This is a genomic window from Aquimarina sp. Aq107 (genome assembly GCF_943733665.1).
GTDB lineage: Bacteria > Bacteroidota > Bacteroidia > Flavobacteriales > Flavobacteriaceae > Aquimarina.
In genome coordinates, this window is sequence record NZ_OX030782.1 from 4,091,661 (window position 1) to 4,108,010 (window position 16,350).

The 16,350-nt window shown below is 32.5% G+C and carries 18 protein-coding genes; all 18 read right to left on the reverse strand.

Going from position 1 to position 16,350, the window contains the following annotated elements; genetic code table 11:
- Positions 1–75 precede the first annotated feature (75 nt).
- Entirely contained in the window at positions 76–735 is a 660-nt protein-coding gene (tsaB, locus tag NMK29_RS17810; RefSeq protein WP_108802209.1) for a tRNA (adenosine(37)-N6)-threonylcarbamoyltransferase complex dimerization subunit type 1 TsaB, read from the reverse strand.
- Between the two features lie 37 nt (positions 736–772).
- Positions 773–2,056 carry an efflux RND transporter periplasmic adaptor subunit gene (locus tag NMK29_RS17815; protein WP_108802210.1) on the reverse strand — a complete coding sequence of 428 codons (1,284 nt, stop codon included), beginning with the start codon at positions 2,054–2,056 and terminating at the stop codon, positions 773–775.
- A 77-nt stretch (positions 2,057–2,133) separates the two neighbouring features.
- Positions 2,134–3,468, reverse strand: coding sequence for a TolC family protein (locus NMK29_RS17820; protein ID WP_108802211.1), 1,335 nt, complete (start codon positions 3,466–3,468; stop codon positions 2,134–2,136).
- 126 nt (positions 3,469–3,594) lie between these two features.
- The gene (locus NMK29_RS17825) at positions 3,595–4,707 is read right to left on the reverse strand and encodes an efflux RND transporter periplasmic adaptor subunit (protein WP_108802212.1); all 1,113 of its coding nucleotides are present in this window, start codon (positions 4,705–4,707) and stop codon (positions 3,595–3,597) included.
- A gap of 56 nt (positions 4,708–4,763) precedes the next feature.
- Positions 4,764–6,029 (reverse strand): ABC transporter permease, encoded by a 1,266-nt coding sequence (locus tag NMK29_RS17830; protein ID WP_108802213.1) that lies wholly within the window; start codon positions 6,027–6,029, stop codon positions 4,764–4,766.
- 1 nt (position 6,030) lies between these two features.
- A complete protein-coding gene (locus NMK29_RS17835; RefSeq protein WP_108802214.1) occupies positions 6,031–7,278 on the reverse strand; it encodes an ABC transporter permease in 1,248 nt (415 codons plus the stop codon).
- Entirely contained in the window at positions 7,271–7,972 is a 702-nt protein-coding gene (locus tag NMK29_RS17840; RefSeq protein ID WP_027393461.1) for an ABC transporter ATP-binding protein, read from the reverse strand. The genes NMK29_RS17835 and NMK29_RS17840 overlap by 8 nt, the downstream gene beginning before the upstream one ends.
- A 235-nt stretch (positions 7,973–8,207) precedes the next feature.
- Positions 8,208–8,432, reverse strand: coding sequence for a hypothetical protein (locus NMK29_RS17845; RefSeq protein WP_108802215.1), 225 nt, complete (start codon positions 8,430–8,432; stop codon positions 8,208–8,210).
- A gap of 45 nt (positions 8,433–8,477) precedes the next feature.
- A complete protein-coding gene (locus NMK29_RS17850; RefSeq protein ID WP_108802216.1) occupies positions 8,478–9,023 on the reverse strand; it encodes a DUF420 domain-containing protein in 546 nt (181 codons plus the stop codon).
- A complete protein-coding gene (locus tag NMK29_RS17855) occupies positions 9,016–9,750 on the reverse strand; it encodes an SCO family protein (RefSeq protein WP_108802217.1) in 735 nt (244 codons plus the stop codon). The genes NMK29_RS17850 and NMK29_RS17855 overlap by 8 nt, the downstream gene beginning before the upstream one ends.
- A 3-nt stretch (positions 9,751–9,753) precedes the next feature.
- Positions 9,754–10,407: a hypothetical protein gene (locus NMK29_RS17860; protein WP_108802218.1), complete on the reverse strand. Its 654-nt coding sequence runs from the start codon at positions 10,405–10,407 to the stop codon at positions 9,754–9,756.
- Between the two features lie 110 nt (positions 10,408–10,517).
- Positions 10,518–10,877 carry a cytochrome C oxidase subunit IV family protein gene (locus NMK29_RS17865; RefSeq protein WP_027393456.1) on the reverse strand — a complete coding sequence of 120 codons (360 nt, stop codon included), beginning with the start codon at positions 10,875–10,877 and terminating at the stop codon, positions 10,518–10,520.
- 27 nt (positions 10,878–10,904) lie between these two features.
- Positions 10,905–11,888, reverse strand: coding sequence for a cytochrome c oxidase subunit 3 (locus NMK29_RS17870; protein WP_108802219.1), 984 nt, complete (start codon positions 11,886–11,888; stop codon positions 10,905–10,907).
- Positions 11,889–11,936: 48 nt separating this feature from the next.
- Positions 11,937–12,518 carry a cytochrome c oxidase subunit 3 gene (locus tag NMK29_RS17875; RefSeq protein ID WP_108802220.1) on the reverse strand — a complete coding sequence of 194 codons (582 nt, stop codon included), beginning with the start codon at positions 12,516–12,518 and terminating at the stop codon, positions 11,937–11,939.
- The gene (cyoE, locus tag NMK29_RS17880) at positions 12,509–13,411 is read right to left on the reverse strand and encodes a heme o synthase (protein ID WP_108802327.1); all 903 of its coding nucleotides are present in this window, start codon (positions 13,409–13,411) and stop codon (positions 12,509–12,511) included. The genes NMK29_RS17875 and cyoE overlap by 10 nt, the downstream gene beginning before the upstream one ends.
- A 228-nt stretch (positions 13,412–13,639) precedes the next feature.
- A complete protein-coding gene (locus NMK29_RS17885; RefSeq protein ID WP_108802221.1) occupies positions 13,640–14,383 on the reverse strand; it encodes an energy transducer TonB in 744 nt (247 codons plus the stop codon).
- 109 nt (positions 14,384–14,492) lie between these two features.
- Positions 14,493–15,236 (reverse strand): energy transducer TonB, encoded by a 744-nt coding sequence (locus NMK29_RS17890; RefSeq protein ID WP_108802222.1) that lies wholly within the window; start codon positions 15,234–15,236, stop codon positions 14,493–14,495.
- A gap of 100 nt (positions 15,237–15,336) precedes the next feature.
- A complete protein-coding gene (locus NMK29_RS17895; protein WP_108802223.1) occupies positions 15,337–16,260 on the reverse strand; it encodes an energy transducer TonB in 924 nt (307 codons plus the stop codon).
- Positions 16,261–16,350: the final 90 nt, after the last annotated feature.

A 16,350-nucleotide genomic window follows, 5' to 3' on the forward strand; every position in this document is an offset into this window, starting at 1 on the left:
GAGTAAATAATAAAAAGCTATCTGTTTAGATGGCTTTTTTGTTTATTATATCTTATCACAATAATTAAAGACTTTCTAACCTGCGACAAAGTCTTTTAAGTAATAAGGCTCAAAATAACTAACATCTTCAAAATCCTCTTCTAAAAACTTAGTATATCCTAAGATTCCCATCTCTACTGCAGATGGTAATTTGTCTGTTATAAACTTAGCATTCTTATGACTACAAATCTCTTCGAACTTGGCAACACCATTACCTATGAAATATACTTGTTTATTTTCTAAATACATACTAAAAGAGTCCTCCGAAAGTACTTCTGCTTCAATAGTTCGCACTTGTTTATAATCACTTGAAAAAACTGCGGAATACACTTCCATTCTCCTTGCATCCAGCATAGGAATAATAAAACATTCTGTTGATTTTACTTGTAATGCAAGCCCTTTTAATGTACTAACAGATATTAGAGGAATATTTAAGCCAAAACATAAGCCTTTAGCTGCGGAAACACCAATCCTAAGGCCAGTGTAAGAACCAGGTCCTTTACTTACTGCAATTGCATCAAGTTTATCCAAAGCTATCCCAGCTTCCTTTATGACAATTGTTATAAACTGATGTAAACGCTCCGCGTGAGAATATTTAGTGTCGTAATCTTCTTTAAAAGCAATCACTTTACCATCTTTAGACAAAGCGACAGAACAATTAGTTGTAGAAGTTTCTAAACAAAGAATATAAGACATCTTTAAAAAAATTTACGCAAAGATACCTTTAATTATATTATTCTTTAGTCGTCTCTTTCTTATCGCTTTTAGAAGATACTTTATCACCTGTTTTTAGTGTTTTAGTCACAACATTATAAGGACCTATAATTACCTCTTCTCCAACTTCTAAACCTTCTGTGATTTCTATATTACTATCGTCTTGAATTCCCGTTTTTATCACTCTTAATTTAGCAGCTCCTCCATCTTTCACAAACACACATTCGAACTTCTCATCAGATTCTTTCAACTTTTCTTTTGTGTAAGATCTCTTTACATTACTAGAAGTATCACTTTTTATAACTATAGCACTAATAGGAATACCTATAACCTTTTCTCTTTTATTAGTAATAACATCTACTGTTGCAGTCATACCTGGCCTAAAAGGAGAATAGCTCTCTGGCTTATCTTTTATTAAGTCTTTATATGATTCTTCAAGAATACGAACCTTTACTTTAAAATTAGTCACCTGATCTGCACTCAATGTGCTTTCTGCAGAGTTTGCTATTTCTGTAACTAACCCTTTAAATTGCTTTTTAAGATATGCATCAACTTCAACTATAGTAGAATCACCTAAGGATATTTTTACAATATCATTTTCATTAACATCTACTTCAACCTCCATATTATTTAAATTAGCAACTCTTACTATTTCTGTTCCTGCCATTTGTTGTGTTCCTACCACTCGCTCCCCTAATTCTACGGATAGTTTAGAAACGGTTCCGCTCATAGGAGCATAAATAGTTGTTCTACTAAGGTTATCTTTTGCTTCATTTACAGTAGCTTGAGAACTCTTTACACTATAAAAAGCTGACTGCTTTGCTGCTTCTGCCACCTCATATGCAGAAACAGAACTATCCCATTCTGCTTTAGAAATAACTCCTTTATTAAACAGCTCTTTGTTACGATCATAACTTAGCTTTGCTTCTTTAAGACTTGCTTCTGCCTGTCGTAAACCAGCTCTCGTATTTTCTAAAGCTGCCTGAGACCTATTCAATCCTGACTGTATAATATCTGGATTAATTCTTACTAACAGATCTCCTTTATTTACTTGTTGCCCTTCTTTAATTGGTAAATCAATTATTTCACCCGACACCTCAGAGGATAACTTAACCTCCACTTCAGGTTGAATTTTTCCTGTTGCAGAAACAGTTTCAATAATATCAAGTTTTTCAATTGTCGATATTTCAACTTCTTTCAAGTTTCCGTCTTTACCAAACAATCCTGCCTTTTTACCAAAGACCAGTCCTATAACCAAAACGACAACAATTATTAATATGATTAGTAAAGTTTTTCTACTCATGGCTTACTTTAAAAAATTAATTCTATTGGATGAAATTACGATCTTTTGGGTAACAGCCCAAATAGACCATTATTTATTTACAATTTAATATCTGCTATTTTTATCCCAAAATAAAGCTCTAACACTTTAATTTTGAATATATAATCAAACTTTGCCTGCACCTCATTACTTTGTGCATTTTCTAATCTAAACTTTGATTGACTAAAATCAAAGGCATTAGTTCTTCCTACATCGTATCTATCTTTAGCATATTCATATGCTCTTTCCTGAGCTTTTACTGCAACTAGAGAAGCTTCGTACGCTTCTGCGGATCCCTTGGCATCTAAATATGCCTGATACACATTGCTATCAAGATCTAATTCTGCTTGCTCTAATTGAAACGCTGTCTGTTTTACATTAACCTTACTCCTTTTTACATTTACTCTTGACGAAAATCTATTTAAAATAGGAACGCTTAATTGTAAACCATAAGAAAAACCATCATTTTCATACAATTGTTTCACAAGACTTCTATCAAAAAAATCGTTATCAGCCCATCTTGTATTATATCCAAAAAATGCACTTAAGGTTGGGTAATATGCTCCTCTTGCAATCTGTAAATCCTTTTCAGCAATTAATTTATTTTGTTCAGCTATTTGAACTTCATATCTAGCTCCTCTAGCACTAGATCTGATTTCTTCAATTGATTTATTTAGAATAGATGCTGAAGGAATTAGATATTCTTGTTCTGCGATATCAAACTTCTCATAATCCTTAATTAACAATGTTTGCGCTAGTCCAACGCGAGCAATTAATACTGCATTTTCTGCCTGTACAATACGCGTTAATTCATCTGCCGAAGTAGCTTCTATTTCTAATAGATCTCCTTGTGGCAACACACCTGCATCTACTAAATCTTTGGTACGTTTAAGTTGTTCTAAAGTAATATCATGTTGTTTCTCTATTACTTTTAAAGATTCTTTATTTAATAAAACTTGCAAATAACTATTAGCAACAAACAATGCAATATCATCTTTTGATTTACCTAAATTATACTGACTTAATAACTTATTCATGTTAGCTCTTTGTAACTGTCTAAAATTACGTAAACCATCAAACAAAGTAAGCCCTAAATTAGCACCACCTGTTAAGGATGTAAATGTATTACTCTCGAAAGTATTGGTTACTGGGTTAATATTGGCTCCTGTGTTTGAAGAAAGGCTAGCCGAGGTATTAACTGTAGGCACAAAATTTCCTATTGCCGCTAATTTATCTATCTCAGCAGTTTCGATATTAAGTGCAGATTGCTTAATTGTAATATTATTTTCTAAAGCATATTCTACGCACTCCCTTAAAGTCCACTTTTTTTCTTGTGCTTGCGTAGCGATCATCCCAAGAAGGATACAGCAAATAATTGAAATTTTAACTTTCATCCGTTTTTCTTTATTTTAAGAGGTCAGAATGGAGGCTCACCAAAAACAATAAAGTTTTTTAGTTTACTTCACAATACCTATTTGTATACTATTGATTGTTATTGTTACACTTTTTGTTAAAAAAAATTAATTCCCAAACTCTGGCTTCTTAATTTGATTCCAAACTTTGATCTTATCTTCTTTGGTAATTCCACTTTTTACTTCAACATTAATCCCGTCACTAACACCTAACTCTACATCTCTATTTTCAAATTTTTGCTCTCCTATAGCAACTTCTACAAAAGGTTTTTGGGTTTTAGGATTATATTGGATAAGTGATTCCTTTAAAGCCATCACGCTATCGACTTTTGCTAAAATTATGGATGCATTAGCACTTAATCCAGCTCTTATAAAAGTTGTGTCTTTTTTATTTAAAGTTCCTTTTATTTCAAATTGAATTGCTCCATTTTCTTCTTTCCCTTTTGGTGCAATATAATCTAAAACCGCATCAAATTTTTTATTCTCTATGGCTCCTACCGTTATTTCTAAAGGTAAATTTTCTTTTATTTTTCCTACTTCACTTTCGTCAACATTACCCTCAAAAATCATCTGACCTACATCAGCAACCGCGGCAATTGTAGTTCCATCATTAAAGTTATTAGACTCTATAACCTGATTTCCTTCTTTTACAGGAACCTCTAGAATCATACCTGTAACAGTCGAACGAATTAAGGTATTTGCCGCACTTCCCAGACCTCTGGTAGTACCAGTTCTTACAATCTGATAATTCTGTTGAGCAGCTTCATAGTTCTGTTTTGATTGTTTGTATGTAACATCTGCGCCATCAAATTCATTCGCCGATATTACTCCTTTATCAAATAGTTCCTTCTGACGATTAAAAACTTTTTCTTGATTGTCTAAGTCTATTTTTGCAGTTTGTACTGCATTTTTAGCACTCTGTAAAGAAGATACATTAGGAATCACCCTAATTTTAGCTATTAAATCTCCTGACTTAATCTGATCACCAGCCTCGATATAAATTTCTTCTATTATTCCAGAAATGTTTGGCTTTATTAAAACCTCTTCTTTAGGAACTATACTTCCGGTTGCAACGGTTTTTTTTATGATTGTTTCTGTCGTGCTCTGCTCTGTTTTATAGGTAACAGGATCTTCTTGGTTTTTTTGATATAAATAATACAAGGCCCCTCCGAATATAACTACAATGAGAAGCAAAATAATAACAGTGATTGTTTTTTTCATTTTCAGTATTTATTGATTCTTTACTATTGTAACAGTAAATTTGATTGATTTTACATTTAATCTGCTCTTAAAGCATCTATTGGTTTAGTTTTTATAGCTACTTGCGCTGGTACCAAACCTGCTAACAGCCCACTAGAAATTAAAATTAACAAAGCTACGAAAACCACTGTAAGGTCCACACTAGGATTAGCAAACATGGTTTCATCACTTGCCGGCATTCCTTCTAACAGTTTATTTACCAAAAATATAACACCTGTAGAAACAGCAATACCTGTCATTCCTGATATGATTGTTAGAAAAATAGATTCTAATAATATTTGCCCTCGCACGGACCAAGGTGACGCTCCCAAAGCTCTACGAATACCAATTTCTTTGGTCCTCTCTTTTACTACAATCAGCATAATATTACTAATTCCAATGATCCCAGACAACAACACTAAAGTTCCAACAAAATATGCTACTCCCCTAAGTGCTATAAAAAGTCCATTAATTTTGCTAAATTCTTCATACAAATCGAAATTTCCAACTGCTCTATTATCTTCTGGGTGAATTGTATGATTCGTTTTCACAACATCGATAATACTTTTTTTAAGACTTGTAATTGAGTTATCATCCTCTGCGGTAATTGCCATCCAACCGACATTATCTGCACGATTAAAAGCTTGCGAAAAAGAAGTAAAAGGAACAAATATCTCTTTCTGACCTTGTTCACGGTCTCCATTATTAGATTTTTTCATGTAAGTTCCAATTACCATAAAACTTACTCCTTGTATTTTTATATACTCTCCTATTGGTTCTTCCCCAAATTTAAATAGCTCTTTCTTCACTCCTTCTCCAATTACTGCTACTTTTCTATTATTATCTATATCACCATAGTTAATAAACCTGCCAGAAGTAATTGTTATTGGATCTTGATTAATTATTTCTGGATAATCTCCATATACATTGAATGCACCTGCATTAAGACCTCTAATAACATTGTTTGTCCCACCAAAACCTCCTAATTGGTTTCTGGGTGATATATATTTCAATCCAGGAACCTTTTCTCTAATAGAGCCAACATCTCCTATCTTAAAATTATATCTTCTCCCTTTTGGTAATCCTTTATATGGCTTAGAAGCAACTTGAGTCCACATAAACATCGTATTAGTCGCTATATCTCCAAAACCGCGCTTAACACCATTTTCCAAACCTTTACCTGCTGCTAATAAAATAACAAGTATAAAAATCCCCCAAAACACTCCAAAAGCGGTAAGTAAAGTTCTAAACCAATTCGCTGTCAGCGCCTCTATAATTTCATTCCATCGATCTCTGTTAAACATATTATTCGTCTCTAAGTGCTACAATAGGTTTAATTTTTGCTGCTCTCCACGCTGGGAAGAAACCCGCAATTGCTCCTGCAAAAATCAATATAAATACAGTCGTCAAAGCAACATTAAAATTCACGGACGGACTGGATATAAAATCTGTTTTGATCATTGGCCCTAACAACTCTAACAAGATCAATCCGAAGATCAATCCAGTAAATCCTGCAATCGCAGTCACAAATATGGCCTCGTGTAAGATCATACCTATTATTGAAGAAGGCATAGCTCCAATCGCTTTTCGAATACCAATTTCTTTAGTTCGTTCTTTAACAATGATAAGCATGATATTACTTACACCTACCACTCCTGCGATAATCGTACATACTCCTACCCACCAAAAGAAGGCTTTAATCATAAAAATCAGGCTGTAAAATCTTTTGGCTTGTTCTAAAGAATTACCTATACCGATAGCTCTTTCATCCGTAGGTGCAATTATATGTTTGTTTTTCAGATAAGTAGTTATCGTCGCAACGAACTCTTCGGACTTAGCAACCGCCGTTTCAAAATCTTTTTCAGGCTTTAAGGTATATGATAGATTATTAATATTCTGCCCTCTGTTAAATACTTGTTGAGCTGTGGTCGATGGAACAGAAACCTGTTCTTCTTCACGTTCACCACCTTTATCCGTATAAACCCCAACTACTTTAAACGGAATATCATTAAGCTTTATATATTTCCCAATAGGGTCTTCATCATTTTTAAATAAAGCTTCTTTTACTTTATTACCAATGGCTGCAATTTTGCCTTTTTCATTAATATCTTGCTGATTAATGAATCTACCAGAAACCATTGATTGGTTTTCTATAAACTGAAAACCAGGAAAAATCCCTTCTATCCTATAGTTCCCAGATTCTTTTTTATAAGAAATAACTGAACTCCATATTCTAACTCTAGAAGATTCATACTCTATAACATCCTCATTAGTTTTATGAATAAAATCAAAATCCTCATTAGTCATACTAAAAAATCTACCTGGATTTAACCCTTTATACTCAACAGAAGTTGGTCTTGTCCAAACCCAAATACTATTGGATGCATCTCCCTCAAATTCTTGTGAAATTCCGTTTTGCATACCTTGGCCTACTCCAAGAAGAATTACTAGGATAAATATTCCTGAAGCAACAGAAAGTCCAGTCAAAAAAGTACGTAGTTTATTCTTGGCAATGGTATCAAATATTTCCTGCCAACGCTCTATATTAAACATATGAATTTGCTCTTACTTGTTCTACTATTCCGTCATCTATGATAAGACCATCTTTAAGATTTACGATTCGCTTACTCATATGAGCTATATCTTCTTCATGGGTAACAATCAAAATGGTTTTTCCTTCATCATTAATTCCTTGAATCAATTCCATTACTTCATAGGAAGTTTTTGTATCAAGTGCACCAGTTGGCTCATCCGCTAATAAAACTTTTGGTTCCGAAGCTAAGGCTCTAGCGATTGCAACACGTTGTTTTTGTCCTCCTGATAATTCATTAGGAAGGTGAGTTGCCCAATCTGCTAAACCAACTTTTTCTAAATAGTGAAGTGCTTTATCTGTTCTTTCCTTTCTCTTAATACCCTGATAATACAATGGCATTGCTACATTATCTAGTGCATTTTTATAATTAATAAGATTGAATGATTGAAATATAAACCCTAAGAATTTATTCCTATACCTAGCTGCTATTTTTTCATTCAAGTCTTTAATAGGAATGTTATCCAAAAAATAACTTCCTGTATCCGCTTCATCTAACATTCCAAGAATATTAAGCAACGTAGATTTTCCAGAACCCGAGGATCCCATAATAGCTACAAGCTCACCTTCTTTAACATTAAAATTGATTCCCTTAAGGACATGAAGGGAATTGCTTCCCATTTGGTAAGATTTATGTAAGTCTTTGATTTCAATCATAATACTAGATTAAGATTTAATAGACATCAAATGATGCCAGCTTCAATTTAAAACAAGACTTACACTATACGGTGTAATACATTATAATTGATGAATTTCTAGTCTCCCCTCTAGAAATAATTTAAATTGGTTAGTGTAGTCTTATACCATAAGACTTCTCCTACACCACATTCGTTACACTTCAATATGTTATGAATATGTTAAAGATTTAAAATCAAGAAAAATTAAAATAAAATCAGTCTTTGATCGGCTTCTTTTTATTTCTGTAAATGAAGTACCCTACAACTCCAATAAGAACATAAGGAACAATCATTAAATACACGATTCCATTGTTAATTCCTTTAGCCGTGTTTTGCCCTTCTTCACTTTCTAATACCGCTCTGCACATAGCACATTGCGCATCCATTGAAACTGTAAAGAATAACAATAAAACTAATATGTAGAATATTTTTGTTCTCATTTTGAAATATTACCTAAGTGAATATGATCAATTAGACTTTTAAATTTACGTATAATATGGTGAAATCATCAAATAAACTATTACCCCAGTAATTGCTACATATAACCATATCGGAAATGTAATTTTTGCAATTTTTCGATGTCTATCAAAGTTTTTAGCCAAAGCTCTAACATATGTTATTAAAACAAATGGGATCACAACAATAGATAAAACTATATGTGTAATTAATATAAAATAGTAAACATATTTAATCAATCCTTCTCCTCCAAACTTTGTAGAATCACTTGTCATATGATATGCTACATACATTACTAAAAACAAGACTGAACATGTAATCGCAAATTTCATGAGATTTTCATGTAATTGTAACTTCTTATTTTTAATAGCCCAAAGTGCTGCTATAAGAACCACAGCAGTCAATCCATTTATACTCGCATAAATTGGTGGTAAAAAGGTAAGTGGTTCAACATCATAACCCAATTTACGAAGGTTTACACCAAATAGAGCTGCTACAGCTAACGGTATTACGATTGACAATATAATAATCCATTTATTATATTTTTTTTCTACCTCAGAAGTACTTTTACTCATTTTCTTTTAATAACTTTTTAATATCCTCCAATAGGACCGTTACCTGTTCTTCTTCTCCGTTTTCGTCCTTTTTTTCCTCAACTCCGATAGTTCCTCGATAATAAATGATAGGATTGCCCGAAGCATCATAACGCGATCTAATGTAACCTTCTTGATCTATTAGTGCAAAATATCCATTATGTTCAAATCCTCCTGGAACCTCTGGGTTTTCTGCGGCATAAATATTAAAACCAGCATTAGCCAATTCATATAAATCTTCTCGCTCTCCTGTAAGCAGATGCCAGTCTGGATTCACTATCCCATAATTCTCTGCATATTTTTTAAGAATCCGTGGTGTATCTCTTTTGGGGTTAATCGTAAAAGATGCAACTCCAAAATTTTGATAATCTTTAAGTTTATTTTGCAAATAAACCAGATTGCGACTCATTTTTGGACAGATAGTAGGACAGCTGGTAAAGAAAAAGTCTACTACATACACCTTTCCTTTATAATCATGATTAGTAATTAGTAAACTATCTTGATTTAAAAATGCAAATTCTGGAACTTTTCTAGGCTTACCATTAATCTTTATGTATGAAAGCTTTTCATTAGCCACAGGATTATCAGCACTCATTCTATCATTTTTAACAATAGAAGTATCTTTTACTCTATTTACAATTTTAGGAATAAAAATGATCCCAAAAATCAAAATTATAAATGATATACCTACATATGAATATTTTTTCATCCTTTATTTTTCTTTTCGATCTGCTTTATATTTCTTAAGAGCTAAACGGTACTCAGCTAAAATAACTTTTACATCATCAACCATTACATTATTTAAATCAGCAACAGAACTCGTATCATACCCATAAACCTCTAATTCATTTTTCTCTTGATTCTCTTCTCTACCCCTTAGATTTACATTCTTATCTATAATAAAAACAAAATTAGAAGCATTTTTTTGATTGAGTTTATAAGGCGTCTGAAGTCCTTTAAACAATCGTTGTACACTCTCAGGCGTTCCGAAAACAAATTTCCAACCGGATACATCAGTAATGTCATCTAACTCTTCTAAAAGATCTTTTACTGCATTCTCGCTACCATATGGCAATACCATTACTAATTGAAAATCCCTGAATTCGCGATTTTTATTATAAATCTTTTGATTTAAATTAAAAACATTTCCTTTTTTATCCTGAATATCTTCTCCAAAAAAACCTAATATTGTAATCTTATCTTCTAATGTAATTTGTTCTCCTGTAAGGCTTTCAAAATCGTCCAAATTTCCTATAGACTCTTTTAGCACAGGAAGTTTAGAAAAATTATCAACTGCTGAAGCAAAAAACAGATACATCACTATTGGTAGTATAAACAGTATTCCAAGAACTAAAAATTTTTTCATTAAATCGTTTACTTTACTTCGATTACAAAAATAAAAAAGACGGCTGAAAACAACCGTCTTTTACTATCTTTTATTATGCTTTTAACTTAAAAACACAAACGGATTTTAAATTAAAAGTCCCAGCTTTTGTGTCCAGCTTTAAATACTTCATAAATATAATCACCTTCTGTTAATAATATAAATATTAAATAACTGATAAGGAATACTGCTGTCCATACTACCGCTCTACGCAAACCTTTAGTTTCACCTTCCATATGCATAAAAGACCAAGTAATATAATACGCTTTATATATTGTAAGAATTATGAAAATCCAATTAAGCAATTTCATACTAATTACCGTAGTTTCTATTAAAAATGCGGGTTTAATAATTCCCAAAATTACTTCTACTATCGTAACTACAGATAATAAAATAAATACTTTCCAGATTTTAGCCGTATTCGATTCGTGATGTGCTGTATCGTGTGCCATAATATCTATTATAAATTCTTTTAATTATTAAACTAGGTAGAAGAATGTAAATACAAATACCCAAACTAAATCTACAAAGTGCCAATAAAGACCTACTTTTTCGACCATTTCATAGTTCTTCCTTCTTTCGTATGTTCCTAAAATCACATTAAAAAATATGATGATATTAATTACAACACCCGATAATACGTGAAATCCGTGAAATCCAGTAATAAAGAAAAAGAAGTTAGCAAATAATGGTGTTCCATATTCGTTATGAACTAGGTTAGCTCCTTCTACAACACCAACAGCATCCGTATTTAATCTTCGTAAAGACTCTTCTCTAGATAATATTGTTTTTTCTCCTTTTTCAGTAAGTATCTGTGTTCTTATCAGAAGGTCACTTCTTTTAGAAAAGCCAGCTCTGATCTCATCAACCGTATATGTAGGTAGTGTTCCTTCCTTATCGTACCAAACACCCAATTTACTTTCGTGTTGCAGTCTTTCCTTGTGATTATCTACGACAGCAATATCGTGCAATGCAACTCTATGTCCATCCTTATCAACAAATTGCAGTATTTGACCACCTTTTGTTTCGATAGCACCATATTCTCCTTTAATGAAGTTTTTCCACTCCCAGGCCTGTGAACCAACAAAAATAGCTCCTCCAATAATAGTAAGGAACATATATAGTATCACTTTCTTTTGTTTCATTTGATGACCTGCATCAACTGCTAGCACCATAGTTACAGAAGAAAATATCAGGATAAATGTCATCAATGCAACATAGTACATCGGTGCATCTACACCATGAAGAAACGGGAAGTGATTAAACACTTCATCCGCTATTGGCCATGAATCAATAAATTTAAATCTTGAAAAACCGTAAGCAGCAAGAAACCCAGAGAATGTAAGCGCATCAGACAGGATAAAAAACCACATCATCATCTTACCATAACTCGCCTTGAGTGGTTGATTGCCTCCGCCCCAAGTTTTACCTTCTGTACCTGTATTAGTAACAGCTGTTTCCATATAAAGAATTTGGTATTGTTAAATTTTCCACAAAAGTAATCAATTTTATTATCTCACGAAATATAAAAATAAAAAGAGATAAACCCATAAAACATCTACGAAATGCCAATACATAGCACCAAGTTCTAAACCAAGGGTTTGCCCTCTTTTATACTTTTGTTTAAAATGATTATAAATTACGACTAAAAGTACTAGTAGCCCAACAATTACGTGAACTATATGTAATACTACAATGATATACAAAAAAGTTGGAACAATATTCGCAGAGGGCCCTGTAAAATAATAACCCTGTGACATAATATCTTCAAAGCCTTGAAACTGCATAAAAACAAACAGCACTCCTAAACCAAATGTAGCTAACAATAAGAATGTTGCTAAACCTCGGTTTTCATTATCAATAGCCTTTTTGGAAAGAAAAAAGGATATACTACTAGTTATAATTACCAATACGCTTAAAATAAAAGCATTTGGAAAAACTAAGTCCGTTAACCAATCTTCCCTTGTTTTACTTACTACATAAGCACTAGTAAGGCCAGCAAATGTCATGGTCATGCTAATCATAGCAAACCACATCATGGTCTTTTTTGCTCTTTTTTGTTTTTCGCTTGTTGTTCCTTGGGTTAAATCCATGCACGAATAAATTTATCTGCTACATATATAATCTGCAACAATGTAATATAAGACACACTAGCTAACATTAATTGTTTTGCTGTTTTAGCATCTCTGACTTTATATAAACGAATTGCATATCGCAATAAAAAAGCTCCTAATATTAGTATCAAAACTCCCGAAACAGGAGTAATATATAATTTGCCAGTAACACCAAATACTGGTATTAGTGAAGTTACTACTGTCCAAACAGTATATATAACAATCTGCGTTGCTGTACTTTTATCCCTTTTACCGGTAGGCAACATAAAGAAACCTCCTTTTTTATAATCATCAAACAAGAACCAACCTATTGCCCAAAAATGAGGAAATTGCCAAAAAAATTGTATCATAAACAGGGTGCCAGGTTCTATTCCAAAATCATTAGTAGCTGCAACCCAACCTAACATAAACGGAATAGCACCAGGAATAGCGCCTACAAACACAGATAAAGGGGTTTTAGTTTTTAAAGGGGTATATAGACTTACATAAATAAATATAGAAATCGCACCAAACATTGCTGTTTGAGGATTAATAAAATACAACACAGAAATACCAGAAATAGTAAAAACCGCAGCTATAATAAACGCAGTATTAACAGACATTCTTCCAGATGGAATAGGTCTATTTTTAGTCCGATCCATTAAAACATCTAAATCTCTCTCTATAATTTGATTAAAGGCATTAGAAGCTCCAACCATAAAATACCCTCCTATTGATAAAAGTACCAGTGTACTCCAAGAAATAGTATCTACTCCTAAAAGATAACCAGCTACAGAGGAGAACACTACACTTAATGCCAAACGCATTTTAGTGATCTCTTTAAAATCCTGAATAACAGAAACTTTGGCAGTATCGACTTGGGTTATACTCAAATTTTGCACGTTAACTAAATGTCTTTTTAAAAAAGTTGTGCAAAGATATGCCTTAAATGGATTATAGACAACTTATAACTATTTATAATTCACCTTTTAACAACTGTTTTATCTTAACATAGTCATTTAACCTTAATTAAAAGACTAATTATGAAGCAAGATTAACTTTTAGAAAAAATACACTTTTAAAGAAAACCCATCTATCCAAGACAAATGGGTTTTTAAAACTTAATTTTGAATTTTAAATGTAATTGGTAAAATATATTTAACCTTAACAGGCTCTTTTCCTATCTTCCCAGGTCTCATATTCGAGAATTTTTTCACTACTCTTCTTGCTTCTTTTTCTAAAGCCGGGTGTGGCGCTCTAACCATAACCTCATTTATAACACCATTTTTATCCACTTGAAACTGAACGTGAATCCTTTGCAAACCCTTAAGACCATAAATTGCTCCTAAATCAGCATTAAATTTTTTTGAAACGATTCGTTTAATTTTACCAGAAAGACAAGATATTCTTTCATCATTAGTACTTAAACCTTCACATCCTGGGTAAATAGGCGCTATTGCAACTTTATCAATGTCATAAATAATTTTCTCTTTATCAACTACATCAGAAATAGAATCAACCGGAACTTCTTTAGAGTTTGAATCACCTCCTTCTTCGATTAGTGCTTTTTTAAACTTTTGCAAAACAATATCATCATCGACCTTTTTTAGCTTTGTCCAATCCGGCTCTTTTATCGTTTTTGTTTTAACTACAATCTTTTTCTTAGTCTTTTCTTCGACCTTAAAAACATCCATTGTAAAACTTACATCTTCCTTTTCGTTAGAGGCAATATCAGGAGGATCTACAACAGAAATAGAAGTATATGTCTGGAACATTACATAAGTGAATAATAGGCTTGCTATAAGCCCAATTTGAAAGTTTACCAATGTACTTTTTCGTACATTCGCATCATGCTTGTTACTCATACTATTTAGTTTTAACGTTACAATTAAAATCTGGATCAACAAGCATACCAAAAAAGAATCCCGTTTACGCTTATCGTAACGGGATTCTCATATTATATATCAACTATATTTAATCCTGAATCTTAAATACTATAGGCAATTGATATTTTACCGTCACTGGTGTTTGACGTTGTTTTCCAGGAGTCATTGTTGGAAATAAACGAATTACTCTCTCTGCCTCTTTTTTAAGTTTTGGATGTGGCGCTCTTACTTGTATATTCTGAATCGTACCATCTGCTGCCACATCAAATAAAGCATATATTCTCTGCACTCCACTAAGTCCATAATCACTCCCTATACCCGTATTAAATTTTCTAGAAATGATTTTACTAATCTTCTCAGAAAAACAGGCTGCTTTTTCTTTATTCGTTTTTAAGCGTTCACAACCAGGAAAAATAGGCACATCCTCTACTACTGAAAAAGGTACATTCTCAGGAATTTCCTCCTCTTCCTTATCCTCTATTGCATCCGGATTAAATGAAGTTGTCTCCTCAGGTTCTTCATTCTTAAACTCTTCTGTTACATCGTCTAAAGTCACATCATCTTCTACAACTTCAAAATCCGTCGGATCTGGAATAGGTACAGGCTTCTTTTGCGCAACCACTTTTTGCTCAGGCTCTTGATAGACCTCGAATGCTCCATCCCAAACAAATGATTCATCTTCTAAAACTACTTCTTTATCTGAAGCTTTATTGATAGGCTGCGAGGTGTACACCTCAAACATCACATAAGTGAATAATAGACTTGCTACAAGTCCAATCTGAAAGTTTACCAATGTACCCTTTCGCACATTAGCATCATGCTTGTTACTCATATTATTTAGTTTTAACGTTACAGTTAATTCTAAACACAACAAGCATACCAAAAAAAATCTAATTCAGTCCAAAATCATACTTTTATATGCTGTCCTTCCACTATTTAACAGAAAATACAATAGGCAAAGAATAAAATACATTTACATTATCTCCATCCAATTTTGCAGGCCTCATCTTTGGTAGCATTTTCACCACCCTAATTGCCTCCTTTTCTAATGTGGGGTGAGGTCCTCTGGATTCCACATTAATAATATTTCCACATTTACTAATAATAAAACGAACATATATTCTATTAACACCTTGTAAACCTAGATTTTTGGCAATCTTTACATCAAAATTTCTATTAATAAACTTTTTAACCTTTTCATTTAGACATTGTTTATCTTTTTTTTCATTTCCTGTTTCTCCACATTCAGGATGTATTACCTGATTATCAAACACCAATTCTTCAAAATCCTTCTCATAGTCTTTTCCCAAGTCTCTTTGTATGTTAAAATTTCTATTACTTTTCTTATTATTTGATGTTTTCGCTATTATTTTTAATTCATAGAACACTGCAACGGGTTTTCCTTGATGGATTCCAGGACGTATTCTCGAAGTTTTTGATAATTTAGCAATCGCAATTCCAGCATATTTATTCATTACTTCATCATCTCCGGATATATTAAATTTATTTACAGCCCCAGTAGTATCAATAACAAATTGAATTGTAGTTCGTAATGGATCAGAAACATACTTTTTTTCTTTATCGAAACCTCTTTCTATGTGTTTTCTCACCAATTTCAAGACGGAACGACCAAAGCAATTACGCCGTTCACAAACCTCTTCCCATTTACCACAACCAGCAAACACCGGAGCCATATTCACATCATCAAATGAAATGTAATTTGCAGCTTCAATTTTGATTGTATCATTTTTTACCTGATATCTTTTAGCATACAAAAAATCAACATTAAAAATGATTAACATCATTAATAAACAGTACACATATTTTGATGCGTATTTTAACTCCTTCTTATTCATATATTCAATACAATAATTATTTGGTTATACCTTATTAGATATAAGTATTAGGAATGGCAAAAATATTATCCTGTAAAATGCTTTTATTTA

Bases quoted from the DNA above. Each gene is read 5' to 3' on its own strand.
- NMK29_RS17855 (WP_108802217.1), bottom strand. From the start codon at position 9,750: ATGAAAAAATATTCATATGTAGGTATATCATTTATAATTTTGATTTTT.
- NMK29_RS17895 (WP_108802223.1), bottom strand. From the start codon at position 16,260: ATGAATAAGAAGGAGTTAAAATACGCATCAAAATATGTGTACTGTTTA.
- NMK29_RS17875 (WP_108802220.1), bottom strand. From the start codon at position 12,518: ATGGATTTAACCCAAGGAACAACAAGCGAAAAACAAAAAAGAGCAAAA.
- NMK29_RS17835 (WP_108802214.1), bottom strand. From the start codon at position 7,278: ATGTTTAATATAGAGCGTTGGCAGGAAATATTTGATACCATTGCCAAG.
- NMK29_RS17840 (WP_027393461.1), bottom strand. From the start codon at position 7,972: ATGATTGAAATCAAAGACTTACATAAATCTTACCAAATGGGAAGCAAT.
- NMK29_RS17815 (WP_108802210.1), bottom strand. From the start codon at position 2,056: ATGAGTAGAAAAACTTTACTAATCATATTAATAATTGTTGTCGTTTTG.
- NMK29_RS17830 (WP_108802213.1), bottom strand. From the start codon at position 6,029: ATGTTTAACAGAGATCGATGGAATGAAATTATAGAGGCGCTGACAGCG.
- NMK29_RS17825 (WP_108802212.1), bottom strand. From the start codon at position 4,707: ATGAAAAAAACAATCACTGTTATTATTTTGCTTCTCATTGTAGTTATA.
- NMK29_RS17890 (WP_108802222.1), bottom strand. From the start codon at position 15,236: ATGAGTAACAAGCATGATGCTAATGTGCGAAAGGGTACATTGGTAAAC.
- NMK29_RS17850 (WP_108802216.1), bottom strand. From the start codon at position 9,023: ATGAGTAAAAGTACTTCTGAGGTAGAAAAAAAATATAATAAATGGATT.
- NMK29_RS17845 (WP_108802215.1), bottom strand. From the start codon at position 8,432: ATGAGAACAAAAATATTCTACATATTAGTTTTATTGTTATTCTTTACA.
- tsaB (WP_108802209.1), bottom strand. From the start codon at position 735: ATGTCTTATATTCTTTGTTTAGAAACTTCTACAACTAATTGTTCTGTC.
- NMK29_RS17885 (WP_108802221.1), bottom strand. From the start codon at position 14,383: ATGAGTAACAAGCATGATGCGAATGTACGAAAAAGTACATTGGTAAAC.
- NMK29_RS17860 (WP_108802218.1), bottom strand. From the start codon at position 10,407: ATGAAAAAATTTTTAGTTCTTGGAATACTGTTTATACTACCAATAGTG.
- NMK29_RS17820 (WP_108802211.1), bottom strand. From the start codon at position 3,468: ATGAAAGTTAAAATTTCAATTATTTGCTGTATCCTTCTTGGGATGATC.
- NMK29_RS17865 (WP_027393456.1), bottom strand. From the start codon at position 10,877: ATGGCACACGATACAGCACATCACGAATCGAATACGGCTAAAATCTGG.
- NMK29_RS17870 (WP_108802219.1), bottom strand. From the start codon at position 11,888: ATGGAAACAGCTGTTACTAATACAGGTACAGAAGGTAAAACTTGGGGC.